Genomic DNA, 14,364 nt, shown 5'->3' with positions numbered 1-14,364 from the left:
TCGACCGTACGCGCCGATCCCCCACCCGGCCAGTCAGCCTCGCTTGAGCTCCCAGCGGGGGCCGTGCGGGGTGTCCTCCACGACGATCCCGGCGGCGGTCAGGCCGTCGCGGATGGCGTCGGCGGCGGCGTAGTCCTTGCGGGCGCGGGCGGCCTGCCGCTGCTCCAGGGCCACCCGGACCAGGGCGTCCACGACCGGCTTGAGGTCGTCCTCGCCCGCCCCGGCCCACTGCGGCGACAGCGGGTCCAGGCCGAGCGCGTCGGTCATGGCGCGCACCGCCGCCAGGTGCCGGGCGACGGCGTCCTTGTCGTCGGACGCCAGGGCGCTGTTGCCCTCCCGGACGGTCTCGTGCACGACGGCCAGCGCCTGCGGGACGCCGAGGTCGTCGTTCATCGCCTGGACGAACGCCGCCGGCGGCTCGCCGGGCGTCCCGGCCCCGACGACCTCGGCGGCGCGGGTCACGAAGCCCTCGATCCGCTGGTAGGCGGTCACCGCCTCGGCGAGCGCCGCGTCGGTGTAGTCCATCAGCGACCGGTAGTGCGCCGACGCCAGGTAGTAGCGGACCTCGGCGGGGCGGGCGCGGTCGAGCAGGTCGGTCAGCAGCACGACGTTGCCGACGGACTTGCTCATCTTCTCGCCGTCCACCGTGAGCAGCCCGTTGTGCATCCAGTACCGGGCGAAGCCGTCCCCGGCCGCCTGCGACTGGGCGATCTCGTTCTCGTGGTGCGGGAAGATCAGGTCCATGCCGCCGCCGTGGATGTCGAACGTCGACCCCAGGTACTTGGTGGCCATCGCCGAGCACTCCAGGTGCCAGCCGGGACGGCCGTCGCCCCACGGGGTCTCCCAGGAGGGCTCGCCGGGCTTGACGCCCTTCCACAGCGCGAAGTCGAGCGGGCTGCGCTTGCAGTCGGAGTTCGGCACGTCCTTCGGGTCGCGCATGTTCTCGATCTTCTGGTTGGACAGCGCGCCGTAGCGCTCGGCCCAGGACGGGACGTCGAAGTAGACGTCGCCGCCGGCCGCGTAGGCGTGGCCGCGTTCGATCAGCCGCCGCATCAGCACGATCATCTCCGGGACGTGCCCGGTGGCGCGCGGCTCGATGGTCGGCGGCAGGCAGCCCAGGGTGTCGTAGCCGCGGGTGAAGACCCGCAGGTTGCCCTCGGCGACGGCGAACCACGGCGCGCCGGTCTCGGCGGCCACGTTGATGATCTTGTCGTCGATGTCGGTGACGTTGCGGACGAACGTGACTCCGTATCCCGACCGCCGCAGCCACCTCAGCAGCACGTCGTAGATGACGCCGGAGCGGAGGTGGCCGATGTGCGGGGCGGCCTGCGGCGTCGCACCACACACGTACATCCCCACGCGGCCCTCTTCCAGGGGCTCGAACGTGCGGACGGTACGGGTGCTGGTGTCGTAAAGGCGCAGGCTCACGGGTTCAGGTTATTGGATCCGCGCCGGGACGCGCGTTCTAACGCGTGTAGACCTTGACCGGCGAGACCCGCACGATCACGCGTTCGGCCGGGCCGTGCTCCTTCCAGGGCTGCCCGGTGTACTTGTGCGACAGCTCCTGGATCAGCGCGCCCTCGGGGTCGTCGACGATCGTGGCGGTGCCCCGGACCTCGGCGTAGGCGTAGGGGTTCTCCTGGTCGAACACGCACAGCGTCACGCGCGGGTCGCGGGTGAGGTTGCCGTGCTTGCGGCGGCCCTTGACCGTGGAGAACACGACGTCGTCGCCGTCCGTCCTGGCCCACACCACGCTGGACTGCGGGTGGCCGTCGGGCTCGATCGTCGAGAGCGTGACGAAGTTGGTGCCGTCGAACAGCTCGCGGGCCTTGTCGTTCAGCGCGTCCGCCATGGTCGTCCCCCTGGTCGTCGTGGCCGTCGGGGAGATCATCCCATGCGGCGGGGCGACCGGGCGCGGCGGTGGCAGACCTCGGCGAGCACGACGGCGTTGGGGGTCTCCCCGGCCATCGCGACCAGGTCGCCGGTGCCGTCGTGGGAGCGGACGACGACCAGGCCGTTGCCGACCACCACCTCGCGGACGGCGGGCCAGGGCAGCCGCCGCCCGTCCTTGGCCACCCCGTCCGGGCCGACCGCGAACGGGCCGAACCGCACGGTCCCGCCCGACCCGACCACGCCCAGCACGCGGGGGACGAGGCGGCGCGCGACCTCCGCGACGACCGTCCCGGCGAGGTCGCCGACGTCCGGCAGGCCGTCACCGAGCGTCAGCGTCCGCCCGTCGACGGCGGTGAGGACGCAGCGCCAGCGGGTGCGGGCGCGGTGGGAGCGGCGCACGCCCGAGACGGTCACCTCGGTCAGCTCGTCCCACAGGTACGCGCCGCGCAGACCGGATCCGGTCACGGTCAGGCCGCCCTCGTGCAGGCGCACGACGGTGTCGCGGCCCCGCAGCGCGCCGCGCGCCAGGATCCAGGCGACCGCGCCCAGGTAGCCGGCCGCCAGCAGCGCCGCCGGAACGCCCAGCAGCGGCCGCCCGGAGGTCAGGTACACCGCGGCGGCCGGGACCAGCGCGATCCCGGCCAGGCCGAGCAGGGTCAGCCACGCCAGCGCGCGGCGGCGGGCGGGCCGGGCGTCGAACTCCCGCACCAGGGTGCCGAGCCGCGGCCCGACCGCCCGGCCGGGAAGGCTGCGCGGAGTAGGCACGAACAACCGCCTACCCGCGCGACACGGTCGAAAATCCCCGAAAGAGGACAGCCTCGGCTGACCGATCCGGGACGCCGGTCTGCGGGACGACGACCGTTCCGACGGGACGTATCGGTCCATAACGCACGACCGTGCGGGCGACAGGAGTAATCCGCGGGCAAGGTGGTTACGCTCCCTTCCGTAACGTCCCGTAGCCGCCTTCCCCCCGAGACGAGTGCGCGATGTCCCCTGACCCGTCGAGCCCGCAGGAGGGCTCCCGGCACACCCCGGCGCAGCGCCGGGTCCTCACCGCCGTCACCGGGACGGCCGTCGCCGTGGTGGCGGCCGGCTCGTTCGCGGTGACCTACGACGCGTTGCGCGACCTGGCCGTGGCGGGCCGGGTCGGGGAACGCTGGGCCCCCGTCTACCCGGTCATGGCGGACGTGCTGCTGGTGGTCGTGGTGCTGGCGCTGCTGGTGGCGCGGCACGCCCCGTGGTGGTCGCGGGCGCTGCGGTGGCTGGTGCTGGTGGCGCTGTTCGCGGGCGGCGCGGCGCTCAGCGTGCAGCACGCGGTGTGGGGGTTCGCGTCGCTGCCGCAGGACCGGCTGCGGGCGGGCGTGGCGGTCGCGCCGCACGCGGCGCTGGTGCTGGCGGTCTGGCTCTGGCTCACCATGATCAGGCATCTGCGGCTGCCGCGCCCGTCGGGCCGGATCCGCCCCACCCCGGTCGAGGGGGCCCATGTGCGGATCGTCGAGCGCGCCGAGCCGGAGAGGCCGCCCGCGTCACCGCCCCCCGCGTCGCTGCCCACGGACGTGGAACTCGTCCGCGACGGCCACGCCCCGGACGCCCCCGAGGCCCCGGAGACCTCCGCCGACCATGACGCCGATCACAACGCCGACGACGACACCGACGAACTCGTCCCCGTGACGAGCGCGACGCGGCCGGACCTGGTGCCGCCGCCGCCGGCGACGCCGGCGGACGACGACGATGACGACGTTCCGGCGGTGGACCGTGCCGAGGATCCCGACGGGGGCGACGCCGACCACGGCGGGCGCGGCCGTCACCGCCGCGGTGCCGGCGACACCGCGGACGATCTGCCGATCTGGGACTGGAACCCGCCGTCGGAGTCGCTGCGCAGCTCCCCGACGCCGCCCGGCGACTGACCGGGCGGCCGGCGCGCTCAGGCGCGGGCGACGACCAGGGCGTTGGCGATCGCGGCCAGGCCCTCGCCCCGGCCGGTCAGGCCGAGGCCGTCGGTCGTGGTGCCGGAGACCGTGACGGTCGCGCCGCCCAGGGCCTCCGACAGGGTCTTCTCGGCCTCGGCGCGCCGCTTGCTGATCTTCGGGCGGTTGCCGATCACCTGGACGGCGACGTTGCCGATCTCGTAACCGGCCTCGTCGACCAGGCGGGCCACCTCGCGCAGCAGCGTGACGCCCGACGCGCCCGACCAGCGCGGGTCGGCGGTGCCGAAGACCGCGCCCAGGTCGCCCAGGCCACAGGCCGACAGGAGGGCGTCGCAGGCCGCGTGGGCGGCCACGTCGCCGTCGGAGTGGCCCTCCAGCCCCGGCCCCTCGCCGGGCCACTCCAGGCCCGCGCACCAGAGGGGACGGTCGGTGGAAGCGAACGGGTGGACGTCGGTTCCGACGCCCACCCGTGGAAGCCGTGCGCGCAAGCTCAGCCGGCCAGGACCTCGTCGAGGAGGGCCTCGGCCTTGTCCTCGTTGGTCTTCTCGGCCAGGGCGAGCTCGCTCACCAGGATCTGGCGCGCCTTGGCGAGCATGCGCTTCTCGCCCGCCGACAGGCCGCGCTCCTTGTCGCGCCGCCACAGGTCCCGGACGACCTCGGCGACCTTGTTGACGTCACCGGAGGCGAGCTTCTCCAGATTGGCCTTGTAGCGCCGCGACCAGTTGGTCGGCTCCTCGGTGTAGGGTGCGCGCAGCACCTCGAACACCTTGTCCAGGCCCTCCTGGCCGACGACGTCGCGAACACCCACGTCCTCGACGTTCTCGACCGGAACGCGAACAGTCAGGTCGCCCTTGTCGACCTTCAGGACCAGATAGGTCCTTTCCTCACCCTTGATGGTGCGAGTCTCGATGGCCTCGATCCGAGCAGCCCCATGGTGGGGGTAGACGACGGTGTCGCCGACCTGGAAAGTCATGTGACAAGTACCCCTTCCGCTACACCCAGGATAGCACGGGCTCGCCGGTGACCGCACCGGCGTTCACGACATATGCGCAGGTCAACCCCCTAATTGGGGTCTTGACAAAGGCGATTAATGGTGCGTCTGGGACTCGTTTCAGCAGGATATGAAGATCGCACAATGATCGTTAAGGGGGTGGCCGGCGCTTCCCGCCGACCCCCTGACCGCAGCCCGCGGGCGGCCCATACTGGAAGGTGAACATGCCGGACCGCGCGGGTACGAAGCGCCCGGGAGGGCACGGAACGGGCAGAGGACGGGCGCGGAACAGACGCGGAACGGGCGCGGACCGGTCGCAGGGACGGTGAGGTGCGGCGTGAGGCCAGACGGCGACCCCGACGACTACGGGCTCCCCCATGTCGACATCGTGGTGCCCGACGACCCCCGCGATCTCCACCGCGACGTGCTCGCCTACCACCGCGAGCGGCGCCGCGACCGGCGGCGGGCCCGGCTGCGCCGGGTGTTCGGCCCGGTCACCCGGTTCGGGGTGGCGATCCCGATCATCGCGGGAGCGCTGCTGGTCGCGCTGGTCAGCGGGGTGCTGCTGACGACGTTCGGGCCCCGGCCCATGCCCCGGCCGACGGCGGCGTTGCTGAACCCGCACCCCACCGGCAAGCCCGGCGAGGTCGGCGGGCCGCTGCCGGAGGGCAGGGTCACGGTCGTGGAGGGACGCCCCACCGAGGTCTCCGCGCGCGAGGCGATCCACCCCGGTGTGATCGGGATCGCCGCGCCGGGCTGCGGGTGCGCCCGCACCATCGCCGACCTGGCCGCGCGGACCCAGCCGTTCCAGCTCAACTTCTGGCTGGTCGGCCACCCCTACGGCGGGGTCACCGGCGAGCGGATGTCCCGGGAGCTCCAGACGCTCGGACGGGAGGTGCACGCCGGATCCATGCAGCGCGTCCGCGACGACCGGGGGCTGCTGGCCGGCGCCTACGCGCCCGGCCGTCCCACCGGCGTGACCCTGGTGCTGGTGGACACGGTCGGAACGGTCACCGACATCGTCCGCGACGCCCGCCCGACCCCCGAGCTCCAGGCAAAGATCAAGAAGCTGACGGAGAGCTGACCGGGGCAAAACCAGCCCCGCCGTCAGGGGGACCGCCAGGTCTCGCTACGCTTCCCCTGGCGTTTCTCTCGCCGAAATGCCACACCTCTTCCCAAGACCCTTTCGCGAGGAGAATCGACGCCGTGATCCGAAACAGCCGTCGAGTGGTCGCGTTCGCCATCGCGGGCGCCGTCGCCATCGCGCCGGTGCTTTCCGGCTGCGGCGCCGGCCAGGAGCCCCAGACCGCCGCGCCCACCCGGCTGACCGAGGCGGTCAACGCCTACGTGCCGGCCGACAAGCCGGCGAACGCGCACATCGAGATCCGCAACCTGTTCGTGCTCGGCCCCAAGCCCGGCCAGTCGTTCGGGTCGGGCAGCGACCTGCCGCTGTACGCCGCGCTCATCAACCAGGTGAAGGCCCAGGACCAGCTGACCGGTGTCGAGGCCCCGGACTTCGAGCAGGTGAAGATCACCGGTGGCGCCGTGACGTTGCCGCCCGCCCGCCCGTCCGGTGAGGGCGTGCTGACCACGCTGGTGGGCGACTCGGCCGCCGCGGCCGCCTCCCCGTCCGGCTCCCCGTCCGGCTCGGCCAAGCCGACGGACAAGAAGTCCGCCAAGCCGGGCGACTCGCCCAGCCCGAACACCACCGGCAGCCCGAACGCCACCGGCAGCCCGACGGCCAGGCCGACCGGCAACGGCAGCCCGGCCGCGACGCCGGAGCCGACCGGCCAGGGCGCCACGCCGACCGCGAGCGGCTCCCCGTCGGCGCCCTCGTCCAACACCGCCTCCCCCGCGGCGGAGCCGGCCCCGGTGCCGTCTCCGGGCAAGGCCCCGCTGGTGGTGCTGACCGGTCTCAAGCGCCAGCTGCTGGGCGGTGAGACCATCAAGGTCACGCTGCGGTTCCAGAACGCGGGCAGCATCACGCTGACCGTCCCGGTCATCCCGCAGCAGAACGAGTACGCCTCCTACGCCGCGGTGTCCAACGGCACCCCGCTCCCGGGCGCGTCCGCCGAGTCCGAGAAGACCGACGGGGGCGGCCACCACCCCCGCGGTGAGGAGCAGAAGCCGGAGCACGGCGGCACTCCGGCCCCGTCGTCTCCGGCGCCCGGGGCACCGGCCGGCCACTGAGCCACCGGGGTCGCCGAGCGACCGCACGCCGAACGGCCCGCGCGGCATCCGCCGCGCGGGCCGTTCGGCTTCTCCGGGCCGTTCCGCCTCAGGTGTAGGCGATCAGCCGCCCGCAGGCGACGACCCCGGCCCAGGTGGCGAGGGAGACGACGGCGGCGGCCCGCGCCGCGGCGGGCGCGGTGTCGCCCCAGACGCCGACCGTCCGGTAGACGCCCCGGTGGAACGCCAGGACGTTCACCAGCGCGACCCCCAGCAGGGCGAACTTGACCGGCGCCGCGCCGCTGCCGGCGACCTCGACGGCCCCCGACGCGAACATGGCGGCCCCCGAGACCGCCGCGAGGGCGAAGCCCCACCGCGCCGTCGGCAGCAGGAGCCGCGCGGCCGCCGGGACCGCGAGCAGACGGCGGCCCACCCCCAGCAGCCGCAGGTCGAACGTCACCGCCGGGCCGACCAGCAGCGCGAGGCCGACCAGGTGGACGATCTCCAGCGAGGAGTACGCCCACGGCGTCGAGCGGACCGCCTCGGCCGGCGCGGTCTGCTCCAGCCAGCGCAGGAGGTCCACCGGTCAGCCCCTGCGGACCAGGTACGCCGCGCCGCCCGCGGCGGCCAGCACGCCGAGCCCGCCGACGATCCACGGGACCGGGTTCACGGCCCCGCCGGACGAGGCGTCCGGGCGGGGTGCGGAGCCGCCCGTGGTGGAGTCGCCCGTGGTGGCGCCGTCGGTGCCGGGCAGGGGCACCGAACGCTGGCGGATCGCGCGGCCGTCCTGCCGGACCAGCAGTTCGGGCCGGAACTCGGTCTCCTCCTCGCGGTGCGGGTAGCCGACGACCTCGATCCGCTCGCCGGGGCGGACCCGGTCGGGCATCCCCCAGGCGGAGAGCCGCTCCAGCGGCGCGAGGATCAGCGTGACCTCCGTGGCCGGGCCGGGGTGGGCGGTGGTCCGGCGCAGCACGTCCCGGCCGCCGATCTCCTCCAGCTCCCGGGGGATGGGGCGCGTGGCGAGGGAGCCGGGGAGGGTGACCGGGACGGCCGGCCGCACCCGGACCTCGGGGTGGGGGTTGCCCCAGCGGACCTGGGTGACGGTGCCGGAGAGGTAGAGCGGCCGGGAGGTCTGGAACTCCTCCCAGCCGTGGTGGGCGAGCGCGGCGGGCCCCGTCCACAGGGTGAGGACGGCGAGGGCGGCCGCGAGGGCGACATGACGCATACTGCAAAAGATCAACGATGGGCGCCCCCGGGCCGCGACCATCGCCCGGTGGACATGACGTGATGCGGATCGGCCATGAATCTCGACCACTTCCGTTCCCTCGTGGCGCTCGCCGAGGAGCTGCACTTCGCGCGGGCGGCGCAGCGGTGCGGGCTGAGCCAGCCGCAGCTCAGCAGGCAGGTCCGCAGGGTCGAGGAGGAGCTGGGCGTCCTGCTGTTCGAGCGCACCACCCGGGAGGTGCGGATCACTCCGGCGGGCGAGGCGTTCGTGGCCGAGGCCCGGCGCAGCCTGGAGCACGCCGACCGCGCGGTGCTGGCGGCGCGGCGGCTCGGCCGCGGGGAGAGCGGGAGGCTGGTGGTCGGGTTCGTCGGGTCGGCGGCCCACACCCTGCTGCCGCCGGTCCTGCGGCGGTTCCGGGACCGCTATCCGGGCGTGGAGCTGGACCTGCGGGAGCTGCCGAGCGCCCGGCAGGCCGAGGAGCTGGCCGAGGGCACCCTGGACGTCGGGGTCCTGTACGCGCCCGTCCACCGGGACGGGCTGGAGACGCGCGAGCTGTTCCGGGGGCGGCTGCTGGCGGCGCTCCCCCGCACCCACCCGCACGCCCACCGCGACCCGCTGCCGTTGCCGGCGCTCGCGGACGAGGGGTTCGTGCTGTTCCCCCGCGAGCTGGGGACGGCGCTGCACGCGGCGATCACGCGGGCGGCCCGCGCCGCCGGGTTCGAGGTGCGCGTCGTGCAGGAGGCCGTGCAGATGCAGACCATCGTCGGCCTGGTCGCCGCGGGGATCGGGGTGTCGATCGTCCCGTGGGCGGTCGCCGCGGGGTCCCGCCGCGACGACGTGGTCTTCCGGCGGCTGTCCCCGGACGTCCACGGCGTGTCGCTGCACCTGGCGTGGCGGCGCGGCGACCCGAACCCCGCCGTGCGGGGCTTCCGTTCGGTGGCCCCGCGTCCGGGCGCGGACGCGGGGCGGGCCGGTCAGGGCTCGAACTTGTAGCCCAGGCCGCGCACCGTGACGATGTGGCGCGGGGTGGACGGGGCCTCCTCGATCTTGGCGCGGAGGCGCTTGATGTGGACGTCGAGGGTCTTGGTGTCGCCGACGTAGTCGGCGCCCCAGACGCGGTCGATCAGCTGCATGCGGGTCAGCACGCGGCCCGCGTTGCGCAGCAGCACCTCCAGCAGCTCGAACTCCTTGAGCGGGAGCTGCACGGGCCCGCCGTTGACGCTGACGACATGGCGCTCGACGTCCATCCGGACCGGGCCCGCCTCCAGCACCGCCGGGGCGAGCTCCTCGACGTCGCCCTGGCGGCGCAGCACCGCGCGCATCCGGGCGATCAGCTCCCGGGTGGAGAACGGCTTGGTGACGTAGTCGTCGGCGCCCAGTTCCAGGCCGACGACCTTGTCGACCTCGCTGTCCTTGGCGGTCAGCATGATCACCGGGACGTTGGAGCGGGCGCGCAGCTCCCGGCAGACCTCGGTGCCGGGCAGGCCGGGCAGCATCAGGTCGAGCAGCACGAGGTCGGCCCCGTTGCGGTCGAAGATGTCCAGCGCGTCGGGGCCGGTTGCCGCGACGGCCACCTCGAACCCCTCCTTGCGGAGGTTGTACGACAGTGCGTCGCTGAAGGACTCCTCGTCTTCCACGACGAGCACGCGGGTCACGGTGTTGCCTCCTGGCGGTTCTTCGAGCGGCCAACCGGGTGGGGTGGGGCCGCGGTCAGGGGTTCGGGGGGGTCGGCGGGTTCAGCAGCGGCAGCCGGATGGTGAACGTCGAGCCGGAGCCCTCCTTGCTCCAGACGGTGACCTCTCCGCCGTGCTTGGTGGTGACGTGCTTGACGATGGCGAGCCCGAGTCCGGTGCCGCCGGTCTGGCGGGACCGGGCCGGATCGACCCGGTAGAAGCGCTCGAAGATCCGTTCCAGGTCGCCCTCGGGGATCCCGATGCCCTGGTCGGTGACGTTGATCTCGACCTGGCCGTCGTCGGTCTGCCGGGTGGCGACCACGACGCGGGTGCCCTCGGGGCTGTAGGCGGCGGCGTTGTCGATCAGGTTGCGCACGGCGGTGACCAGCAGGTCGTCGTCGCCGCGGACCGTCAGCCCGTCCTGGCCCCCGGTGACGATCTCGATGTCGCGGGCGGCGGCCTTGGTCTGCGCCCGGTCGAGGGCCTCGGCGACGACCTCGTCGAGGGAGACCGCGCGCATGTCGGGCAGCGGCTCGTCGCCCTGCACGCGCGACAGGGTCATCAGGTCCTGCACCAGGTTGGTGAGCCGGACCGACTCGTGCTGCATGCGCCCGGCGAAGCGGCGCACGGCCTCGGGGTCGTCGGCGGCGTTCTCGACGGTCTCGGCCAGCAGCGACAGCGCGCCGACCGGGGTCTTCAGCTCGTGGCTGACGTTGGCGACGAAGTCGCGGCGGATGGCCTCCACGCGGCGCATCTCGGTCAGGTCCTCGGCCAGCACGAGCACCAGGCCGTGCGAGCCGAGCGGCGCGACGCGCACGGCGAACCAGCGGCCCTCGGTGCGGCCCCGGGCGGGCGACGGGACGACCTGGATCTCGGTCTCGCGGATCTCGCCGTCCCGGCGGACCAGGCGGGCCAGCGCGAGCAGCTCGTCGACGACGAGCCGGTCGCCGGCGACCATCCCGAACGCGCGGGCGGCCGAACTCGCGCGGACGACGCGGTCCTCCCCGTCCACGACCACGGCCGAGGAACGCAGCACGCTCAGTACCGACGCGATCCCGGGCGGCAGACCGCCCTGGATCGTCGCCGTGGGTACGGCCTGCTGGGCCCGCTCGCTCACACGCACCGCCAATCCCGTCGCAAGTCCCACGGCCAACCCGGCGAGGGCGGTCAGACCTGCGACTATCTCGACCTCCACACATGGGATCGTAAGTGCGTTACAGGATGTTCCCGCACCACAGGCGGGCATAACGCGACCCAGTTCGCCCAAAGTTCACCTTGCCATCCGGGCGAGTTCACGGCCATGGTGCAGGCTGTGGCGTGGGCGAGTACGCCCGGCTGATCCCCCTTCGACCGCAACGACCTCACCGTCACCACTCGCACCAAGGGACACTCGAAATTGCGCGACGCCTACCATGAGGAGCTCGACGCCCTCTCCGACAAGCTCGTGGAGATGACCCGGCTGGTCCGCTCCGCCATGGCCCGTTCGGTGACCGCGCTGCTGGACGCCGACCTGCGGCTGTCGGAGGAGGTCATCAGTGCCGACGAGCAGATCAACAAGATCGACACCGAGATCGAGGAGACGGTCTTCGATCTGATGGCCCGGCAGCAGCCGGTCGCCGGGGACCTGCGCACCGTGATCACGACGCTGCGGATGAGCGCCGACCTGGAGCGCATGGGCGACCTGGCGGTGCACATCGCCAAGACCGCGCGGCGCCGCCACCCCGAGACCGCCGTCCCGCCGGAGCTGCAGTCCACGGTCCTGGAGATGGGGCAGATCGCCGAGCGCATGGTCGCCAAGGCGGGCAGCGTGATCGCGTCCAAGGACGTCGAGATGGGCCTGGAGCTGGACGCCGACGACGACGCGATGGACCGCCTGCACCGCAAGCTGTTCGACATCCTGCTGTCCCCGAAGTGGAAGCACGGCGTCGAGCCCGCGATCGACATCACGCTGGCCGGGCGCTACTTCGAACGGTTCGCCGACCACGCGGTGACGGTGGGCGAGCACGTGGTCTACCTGGTGACGGGCCAGCGCCCGCAGGAGATCATCGAAAATTCCTGAACCTTCCTCCCGCCCGCGAGGGCCCGGTCCCGGCCCACCGGGACCGGGCCCTCGCCTCATCCCGGCTTGTGGAAATATGACGACCGGTCTATTTTTCTCGGCATGGGACAGAAGGGCGAGCAGACCCGGGCCAGGCTGCTGGACGCCGCGCGCGACCTCATCGAGTCCGGCGGCTACTTCAACGCCGGGCTCAACCAGGTGATCGCGGCCAGCGGCGCCCCGAAGGGCTCGCTCTACTTCCACTTCCCCGGCGGCAAGGACCAGCTCGTCGAGGAGTCGGTGCGGCGCGGCGGCCGGGAGATCACCCGCCTGATGGCCGACCTGCCGGGCGACGGCACCGCCGAACGCATGACGGCCCTGCTGGGGATCCTGGGCGACCGGCTGGAGGCGTCCGGTTGGCGCAAGGGGTGCCCGGTGGCGACCGTGGCGCTGGAGATGGCCGCGACCAGCTCCGAGCTGCGGGCGGCGTGCTCGGAGGTGTACGCCGGGTGGGAGGACGCGCTGGCGGGTCGGCTCGCCGCCGACGGCCACCCCGCACCGGCCGAGACCGCCACGGCGATCCTGGCACTGGTCGAGGGCGCGCTGGTCCTGGCCCGCGCCCACCAGAGCCGCACGCCGCTGGACCGGGCCGCGAAGGCGGTCTCCGCCCTGCTCTGACCGGCCCGCCCGCCGTGGGGGCGGGCCTTTTTTCGTCCTCAAAATATGTAGACCGGTCTATTTAAGGAGTTCCATGTCCCCCGACTCGCTCGTCCTCGGCGCGACCGGTTTCGTCGGCCGCGCGCTCGTCGCCGAACTGCTGCGCCAGGGCCGCACGGTGGCCGCCGCCGTGCGCCGCTCCGACGGGCCGCTGCGCGCGTGGCTGGCCGGACAGGGCGTGGACACCGGCGGCCTCACCGTCGTCACCGCCGACATCACCCGGCCCGGCCTCGGGATCGAGGGGCTGCCCGACGTCCGCGACGTCTACAACTGCGCGGCCCGCTACGCGTTCGGGCTCGACCTCGCCGAGGCGCGGGCCGCCAACGTCACCGGCGCGCTCAACGCCGCGCGCTGGACCGCCGGACGCCGGGCCCCGCGCCGGCTGGTCCACCTGAGCGGCTACCGGGTGAGCGCCCGCGACGACGACGGGGCCCGGCTGGGCGCCTACGAGGCCACCAAGCGCGAGGGCGACGCCGCCGTGCGGGCCCTGGCCGCCGAACTCGGCCTCCCGCTGACGGTCGCCAACCCGTCCACGATCGCCGGTCCCGGCCAGTACATCGGCCTGGCCTCGGTGGTCGCCGACCTGTGGAACGGGCGGCTGCCGCTGGCCCCGGGCGGGCCGCGCACGTTCGTGCCCGTCGTCGAACTGGAGTACTTCGCCCGTTTCCTGGCGGCGCTGCCGGAGGACCCGGGCACGGCGGGCGGCGCCTACTGGGTCCTCGACGAGGACACCCCCGAACTGCCCGGCCTGCTGCGGCTGCTCGCCGGGCACACGGGCGTGCGCGCGCCGCGCGGCCACGTTCCGGTGGGCCTGCTGCGGGCGTTGCCGCGCGCTCTGACCGGGGCGGATCCGGAGACGCTGCCGTTCCTGTCCGAGGAGCGCTACCCGACCGGCCCGGCGCACCTGTTCGCCGAGTTCCACGGCCTGACTCCGCCGCCCGTCGAGCGGGTGCTGCGCGACTGGGCCGACCATCTGGTCGCGACGCGGTTCGGCGCGGTCCCCGCGCCCGACGTCCCGCACGGCTTCCACGACGTCGCCGGGGCCCGCACCTGGATGGCGGGCGACCGGACGCGCCCTGCGCACGTGCTGCTGCCGGGCGCGCCGCTGACCACCGACTCCTGGGCGCGGGTGGCACACCGCCTGGAGGGCGCCTTCCTGACGGCGGACCTGCCCGGCCTGGGGCGTTCCGGCGCGGCCGGCACGTCCGCGGACGCCTGGCTGGACGCGCTGCTGGCCCCGCTGGACCGGCCGGTCCTGACGGCGCACGCCTCCGCCTGCGCACCGGCGCTGCGTTACGCGCGGCGCCATCCGGAACGGATCGGCGGCCTGGTGCTGGTCGCCCCGCCGTTCCTCGTCCGCGCGCCCGCCGTCCCGCGCCGGGCCGCCCCCGAACGCCTCGCCGCCGCCCTGGGCGTCCCCCGCGACGAGGCCGTGGAGACCGCCGCCGCGCTGCTGCGCCGCCCCGGCGCGTTCCGCCGGGCGACGGCGGCCGTCCGCGCCGCGAACCGCGCCCCCGAGGCGTCCCGCCGGGCCCTCGCGGCACTGGATCTCCCGGTGACCGTCGTCACCGGCGGCTCCGACGCTCCCCCGCCCGGTGGGAACGTCCGGATCGTCACCGTTCCCGGGGGCGGCCACTGCCCGCACCTGACGGCGCCCGAAGCCGTGGCGCGGACCCTCGACGAAGCCGCCGGGACGTCCGCCCGGCGGCCCTGAACGCGGACGGCCCCGC

General features: G+C 74.1%; 16 protein-coding genes. 7 read left to right on the top strand and 9 right to left on the bottom strand.

What is annotated here, in order from left to right:
* Positions 1 to 33: 33 nt before the first annotated feature.
* Genes cysS through HNR61_RS36195 form a run of 3 tightly spaced genes read right to left on the bottom strand, consistent with a single transcriptional unit; the run spans position 34 to position 2,658 of the window.
* Complete coding sequence (gene cysS, locus HNR61_RS36205; protein WP_182847641.1) at positions 34 to 1,428, bottom strand: cysteine--tRNA ligase; 1,395 nt, start codon at positions 1,426 to 1,428, stop codon at positions 34 to 36.
* 37 nt (positions 1,429 to 1,465) lie between these two features.
* Complete coding sequence (locus HNR61_RS36200) at positions 1,466 to 1,852, bottom strand: PPOX class F420-dependent oxidoreductase (RefSeq protein WP_182847640.1); 387 nt, start codon at positions 1,850 to 1,852, stop codon at positions 1,466 to 1,468.
* Between the two features lie 35 nt (positions 1,853 to 1,887).
* The gene (locus tag HNR61_RS36195) at positions 1,888 to 2,658 is read right to left on the bottom strand and encodes a DUF6585 family protein (RefSeq protein ID WP_182847639.1); all 771 of its coding nucleotides are present in this window, start codon (positions 2,656 to 2,658) and stop codon (positions 1,888 to 1,890) included.
* 221 nt (positions 2,659 to 2,879) lie between these two features.
* On the opposite strand from HNR61_RS36195, the gene HNR61_RS36190 reads away from it, so the two are divergent.
* Positions 2,880 to 3,800 carry a DUF2637 domain-containing protein gene (locus HNR61_RS36190; RefSeq protein ID WP_182847638.1) on the top strand — a complete coding sequence of 307 codons (921 nt, stop codon included), beginning with the start codon at positions 2,880 to 2,882 and terminating at the stop codon, positions 3,798 to 3,800.
* 17 nt (positions 3,801 to 3,817) lie between these two features.
* On the opposite strand, the gene ispF is transcribed toward HNR61_RS36190, so the two are convergent.
* Both ispF and HNR61_RS36180 read right to left on the bottom strand, forming a co-directional pair.
* On the bottom strand, positions 3,818 to 4,288 hold the full coding sequence (gene ispF / locus HNR61_RS36185) for a 2-C-methyl-D-erythritol 2,4-cyclodiphosphate synthase (protein WP_067816898.1): 471 nt from the start codon (positions 4,286 to 4,288) through the stop codon (positions 3,818 to 3,820).
* Positions 4,289 to 4,311: 23 nt separating this feature from the next.
* Positions 4,312 to 4,794, bottom strand: a complete 483-nt coding sequence (locus HNR61_RS36180) for a CarD family transcriptional regulator (RefSeq protein ID WP_067816896.1) — start codon at positions 4,792 to 4,794, stop codon at positions 4,312 to 4,314.
* Between the two features lie 355 nt (positions 4,795 to 5,149).
* On the opposite strand from HNR61_RS36180, the gene HNR61_RS36175 reads away from it, so the two are divergent.
* A complete protein-coding gene (locus HNR61_RS36175; RefSeq protein ID WP_182847637.1) occupies positions 5,150 to 5,896 on the top strand; it encodes a hypothetical protein in 747 nt (248 codons plus the stop codon).
* A gap of 122 nt (positions 5,897 to 6,018) precedes the next feature.
* Positions 6,019 to 7,002, top strand: coding sequence for a copper chaperone PCu(A)C (locus HNR61_RS36170; RefSeq protein ID WP_182847636.1), 984 nt, complete (start codon positions 6,019 to 6,021; stop codon positions 7,000 to 7,002).
* Positions 7,003 to 7,090: 88 nt separating this feature from the next.
* Here HNR61_RS36170 and HNR61_RS36165 read toward each other — a convergent pair whose 3' ends face one another.
* Both HNR61_RS36165 and HNR61_RS36160 read right to left on the bottom strand, forming a co-directional pair.
* Positions 7,091 to 7,564, bottom strand: a complete 474-nt coding sequence (locus tag HNR61_RS36165; RefSeq protein ID WP_182847635.1) for a hypothetical protein — start codon at positions 7,562 to 7,564, stop codon at positions 7,091 to 7,093.
* A gap of 3 nt (positions 7,565 to 7,567) precedes the next feature.
* Positions 7,568 to 8,206 carry a DUF6152 family protein gene (locus HNR61_RS36160; protein ID WP_182847634.1) on the bottom strand — a complete coding sequence of 213 codons (639 nt, stop codon included), beginning with the start codon at positions 8,204 to 8,206 and terminating at the stop codon, positions 7,568 to 7,570.
* Positions 8,207 to 8,281: 75 nt separating this feature from the next.
* On the opposite strand from HNR61_RS36160, the gene HNR61_RS36155 reads away from it, so the two are divergent.
* Positions 8,282 to 9,199: a LysR family transcriptional regulator gene (locus HNR61_RS36155; protein WP_182847633.1), complete on the top strand. Its 918-nt coding sequence runs from the start codon at positions 8,282 to 8,284 to the stop codon at positions 9,197 to 9,199.
* Here HNR61_RS36155 and HNR61_RS36150 read toward each other — a convergent pair.
* On the bottom strand, positions 9,181 to 9,852 hold the full coding sequence (locus HNR61_RS36150; RefSeq protein ID WP_501162088.1) for a winged helix-turn-helix domain-containing protein: 672 nt from the start codon (positions 9,850 to 9,852) through the stop codon (positions 9,181 to 9,183). The two genes, HNR61_RS36155 and HNR61_RS36150, sit on opposite strands and share 19 nt — an antisense overlap.
* Positions 9,853 to 9,916: 64 nt before the next feature.
* On the bottom strand, positions 9,917 to 11,074 hold the full coding sequence (locus HNR61_RS36145) for a sensor histidine kinase (RefSeq protein ID WP_312898268.1): 1,158 nt from the start codon (positions 11,072 to 11,074) through the stop codon (positions 9,917 to 9,919).
* Positions 11,075 to 11,275: 201 nt separating this feature from the next.
* Between HNR61_RS36145 and phoU the strand changes: the two genes are divergently transcribed.
* The 3 genes from phoU (at position 11,276) to HNR61_RS36130 (ending at position 14,348) form a co-directional block, all read left to right on the top strand.
* A complete protein-coding gene (gene phoU / locus HNR61_RS36140; RefSeq protein ID WP_182847632.1) occupies positions 11,276 to 11,938 on the top strand; it encodes a phosphate signaling complex protein PhoU in 663 nt (220 codons plus the stop codon).
* 102 nt (positions 11,939 to 12,040) lie between these two features.
* The gene (locus HNR61_RS36135; protein WP_182847631.1) at positions 12,041 to 12,595 is read left to right on the top strand and encodes a TetR/AcrR family transcriptional regulator; all 555 of its coding nucleotides are present in this window, start codon (positions 12,041 to 12,043) and stop codon (positions 12,593 to 12,595) included.
* A 73-nt stretch (positions 12,596 to 12,668) separates the two neighbouring features.
* On the top strand, positions 12,669 to 14,348 hold the full coding sequence (locus HNR61_RS36130; RefSeq protein ID WP_182847630.1) for an alpha/beta fold hydrolase: 1,680 nt from the start codon (positions 12,669 to 12,671) through the stop codon (positions 14,346 to 14,348).
* The last annotated feature ends 16 nt before the right edge of the window (positions 14,349 to 14,364 follow it).

The sequence above is a fragment of the Actinomadura kijaniata genome (assembly GCF_014138665.1).
In the GTDB taxonomy this organism is placed as follows: Bacteria; Actinomycetota; Actinomycetes; order Streptosporangiales; family Streptosporangiaceae; genus Spirillospora; species Spirillospora kijaniata.
The sequence above is the reverse complement of the archived record's forward strand: the minus strand, read 5'-3'. Positions and strand labels throughout refer to the sequence as shown.

What these genes read in the sequence shown, in the direction of transcription:
- HNR61_RS36200 (WP_182847640.1), bottom strand. Translation starts at nt 1,852, where the DNA reads ATGGCGGACGCGCTGAACGACAAGGCCCGCGAGCTGTTCGACGGCACC.
- HNR61_RS36190 (WP_182847638.1), top strand. Translation starts at nt 2,880, where the DNA reads ATGTCCCCTGACCCGTCGAGCCCGCAGGAGGGCTCCCGGCACACCCCG.
- HNR61_RS36180 (WP_067816896.1), bottom strand. Translation starts at nt 4,794, where the DNA reads ATGACTTTCCAGGTCGGCGACACCGTCGTCTACCCCCACCATGGGGCT.
- HNR61_RS36160 (WP_182847634.1), bottom strand. Translation starts at nt 8,206, where the DNA reads ATGCGTCATGTCGCCCTCGCGGCCGCCCTCGCCGTCCTCACCCTGTGG.
- HNR61_RS36155 (WP_182847633.1), top strand. Translation starts at nt 8,282, where the DNA reads ATGAATCTCGACCACTTCCGTTCCCTCGTGGCGCTCGCCGAGGAGCTG.
- HNR61_RS36135 (WP_182847631.1), top strand. Translation starts at nt 12,041, where the DNA reads ATGGGACAGAAGGGCGAGCAGACCCGGGCCAGGCTGCTGGACGCCGCG.
- HNR61_RS36130 (WP_182847630.1), top strand. Translation starts at nt 12,669, where the DNA reads ATGTCCCCCGACTCGCTCGTCCTCGGCGCGACCGGTTTCGTCGGCCGC.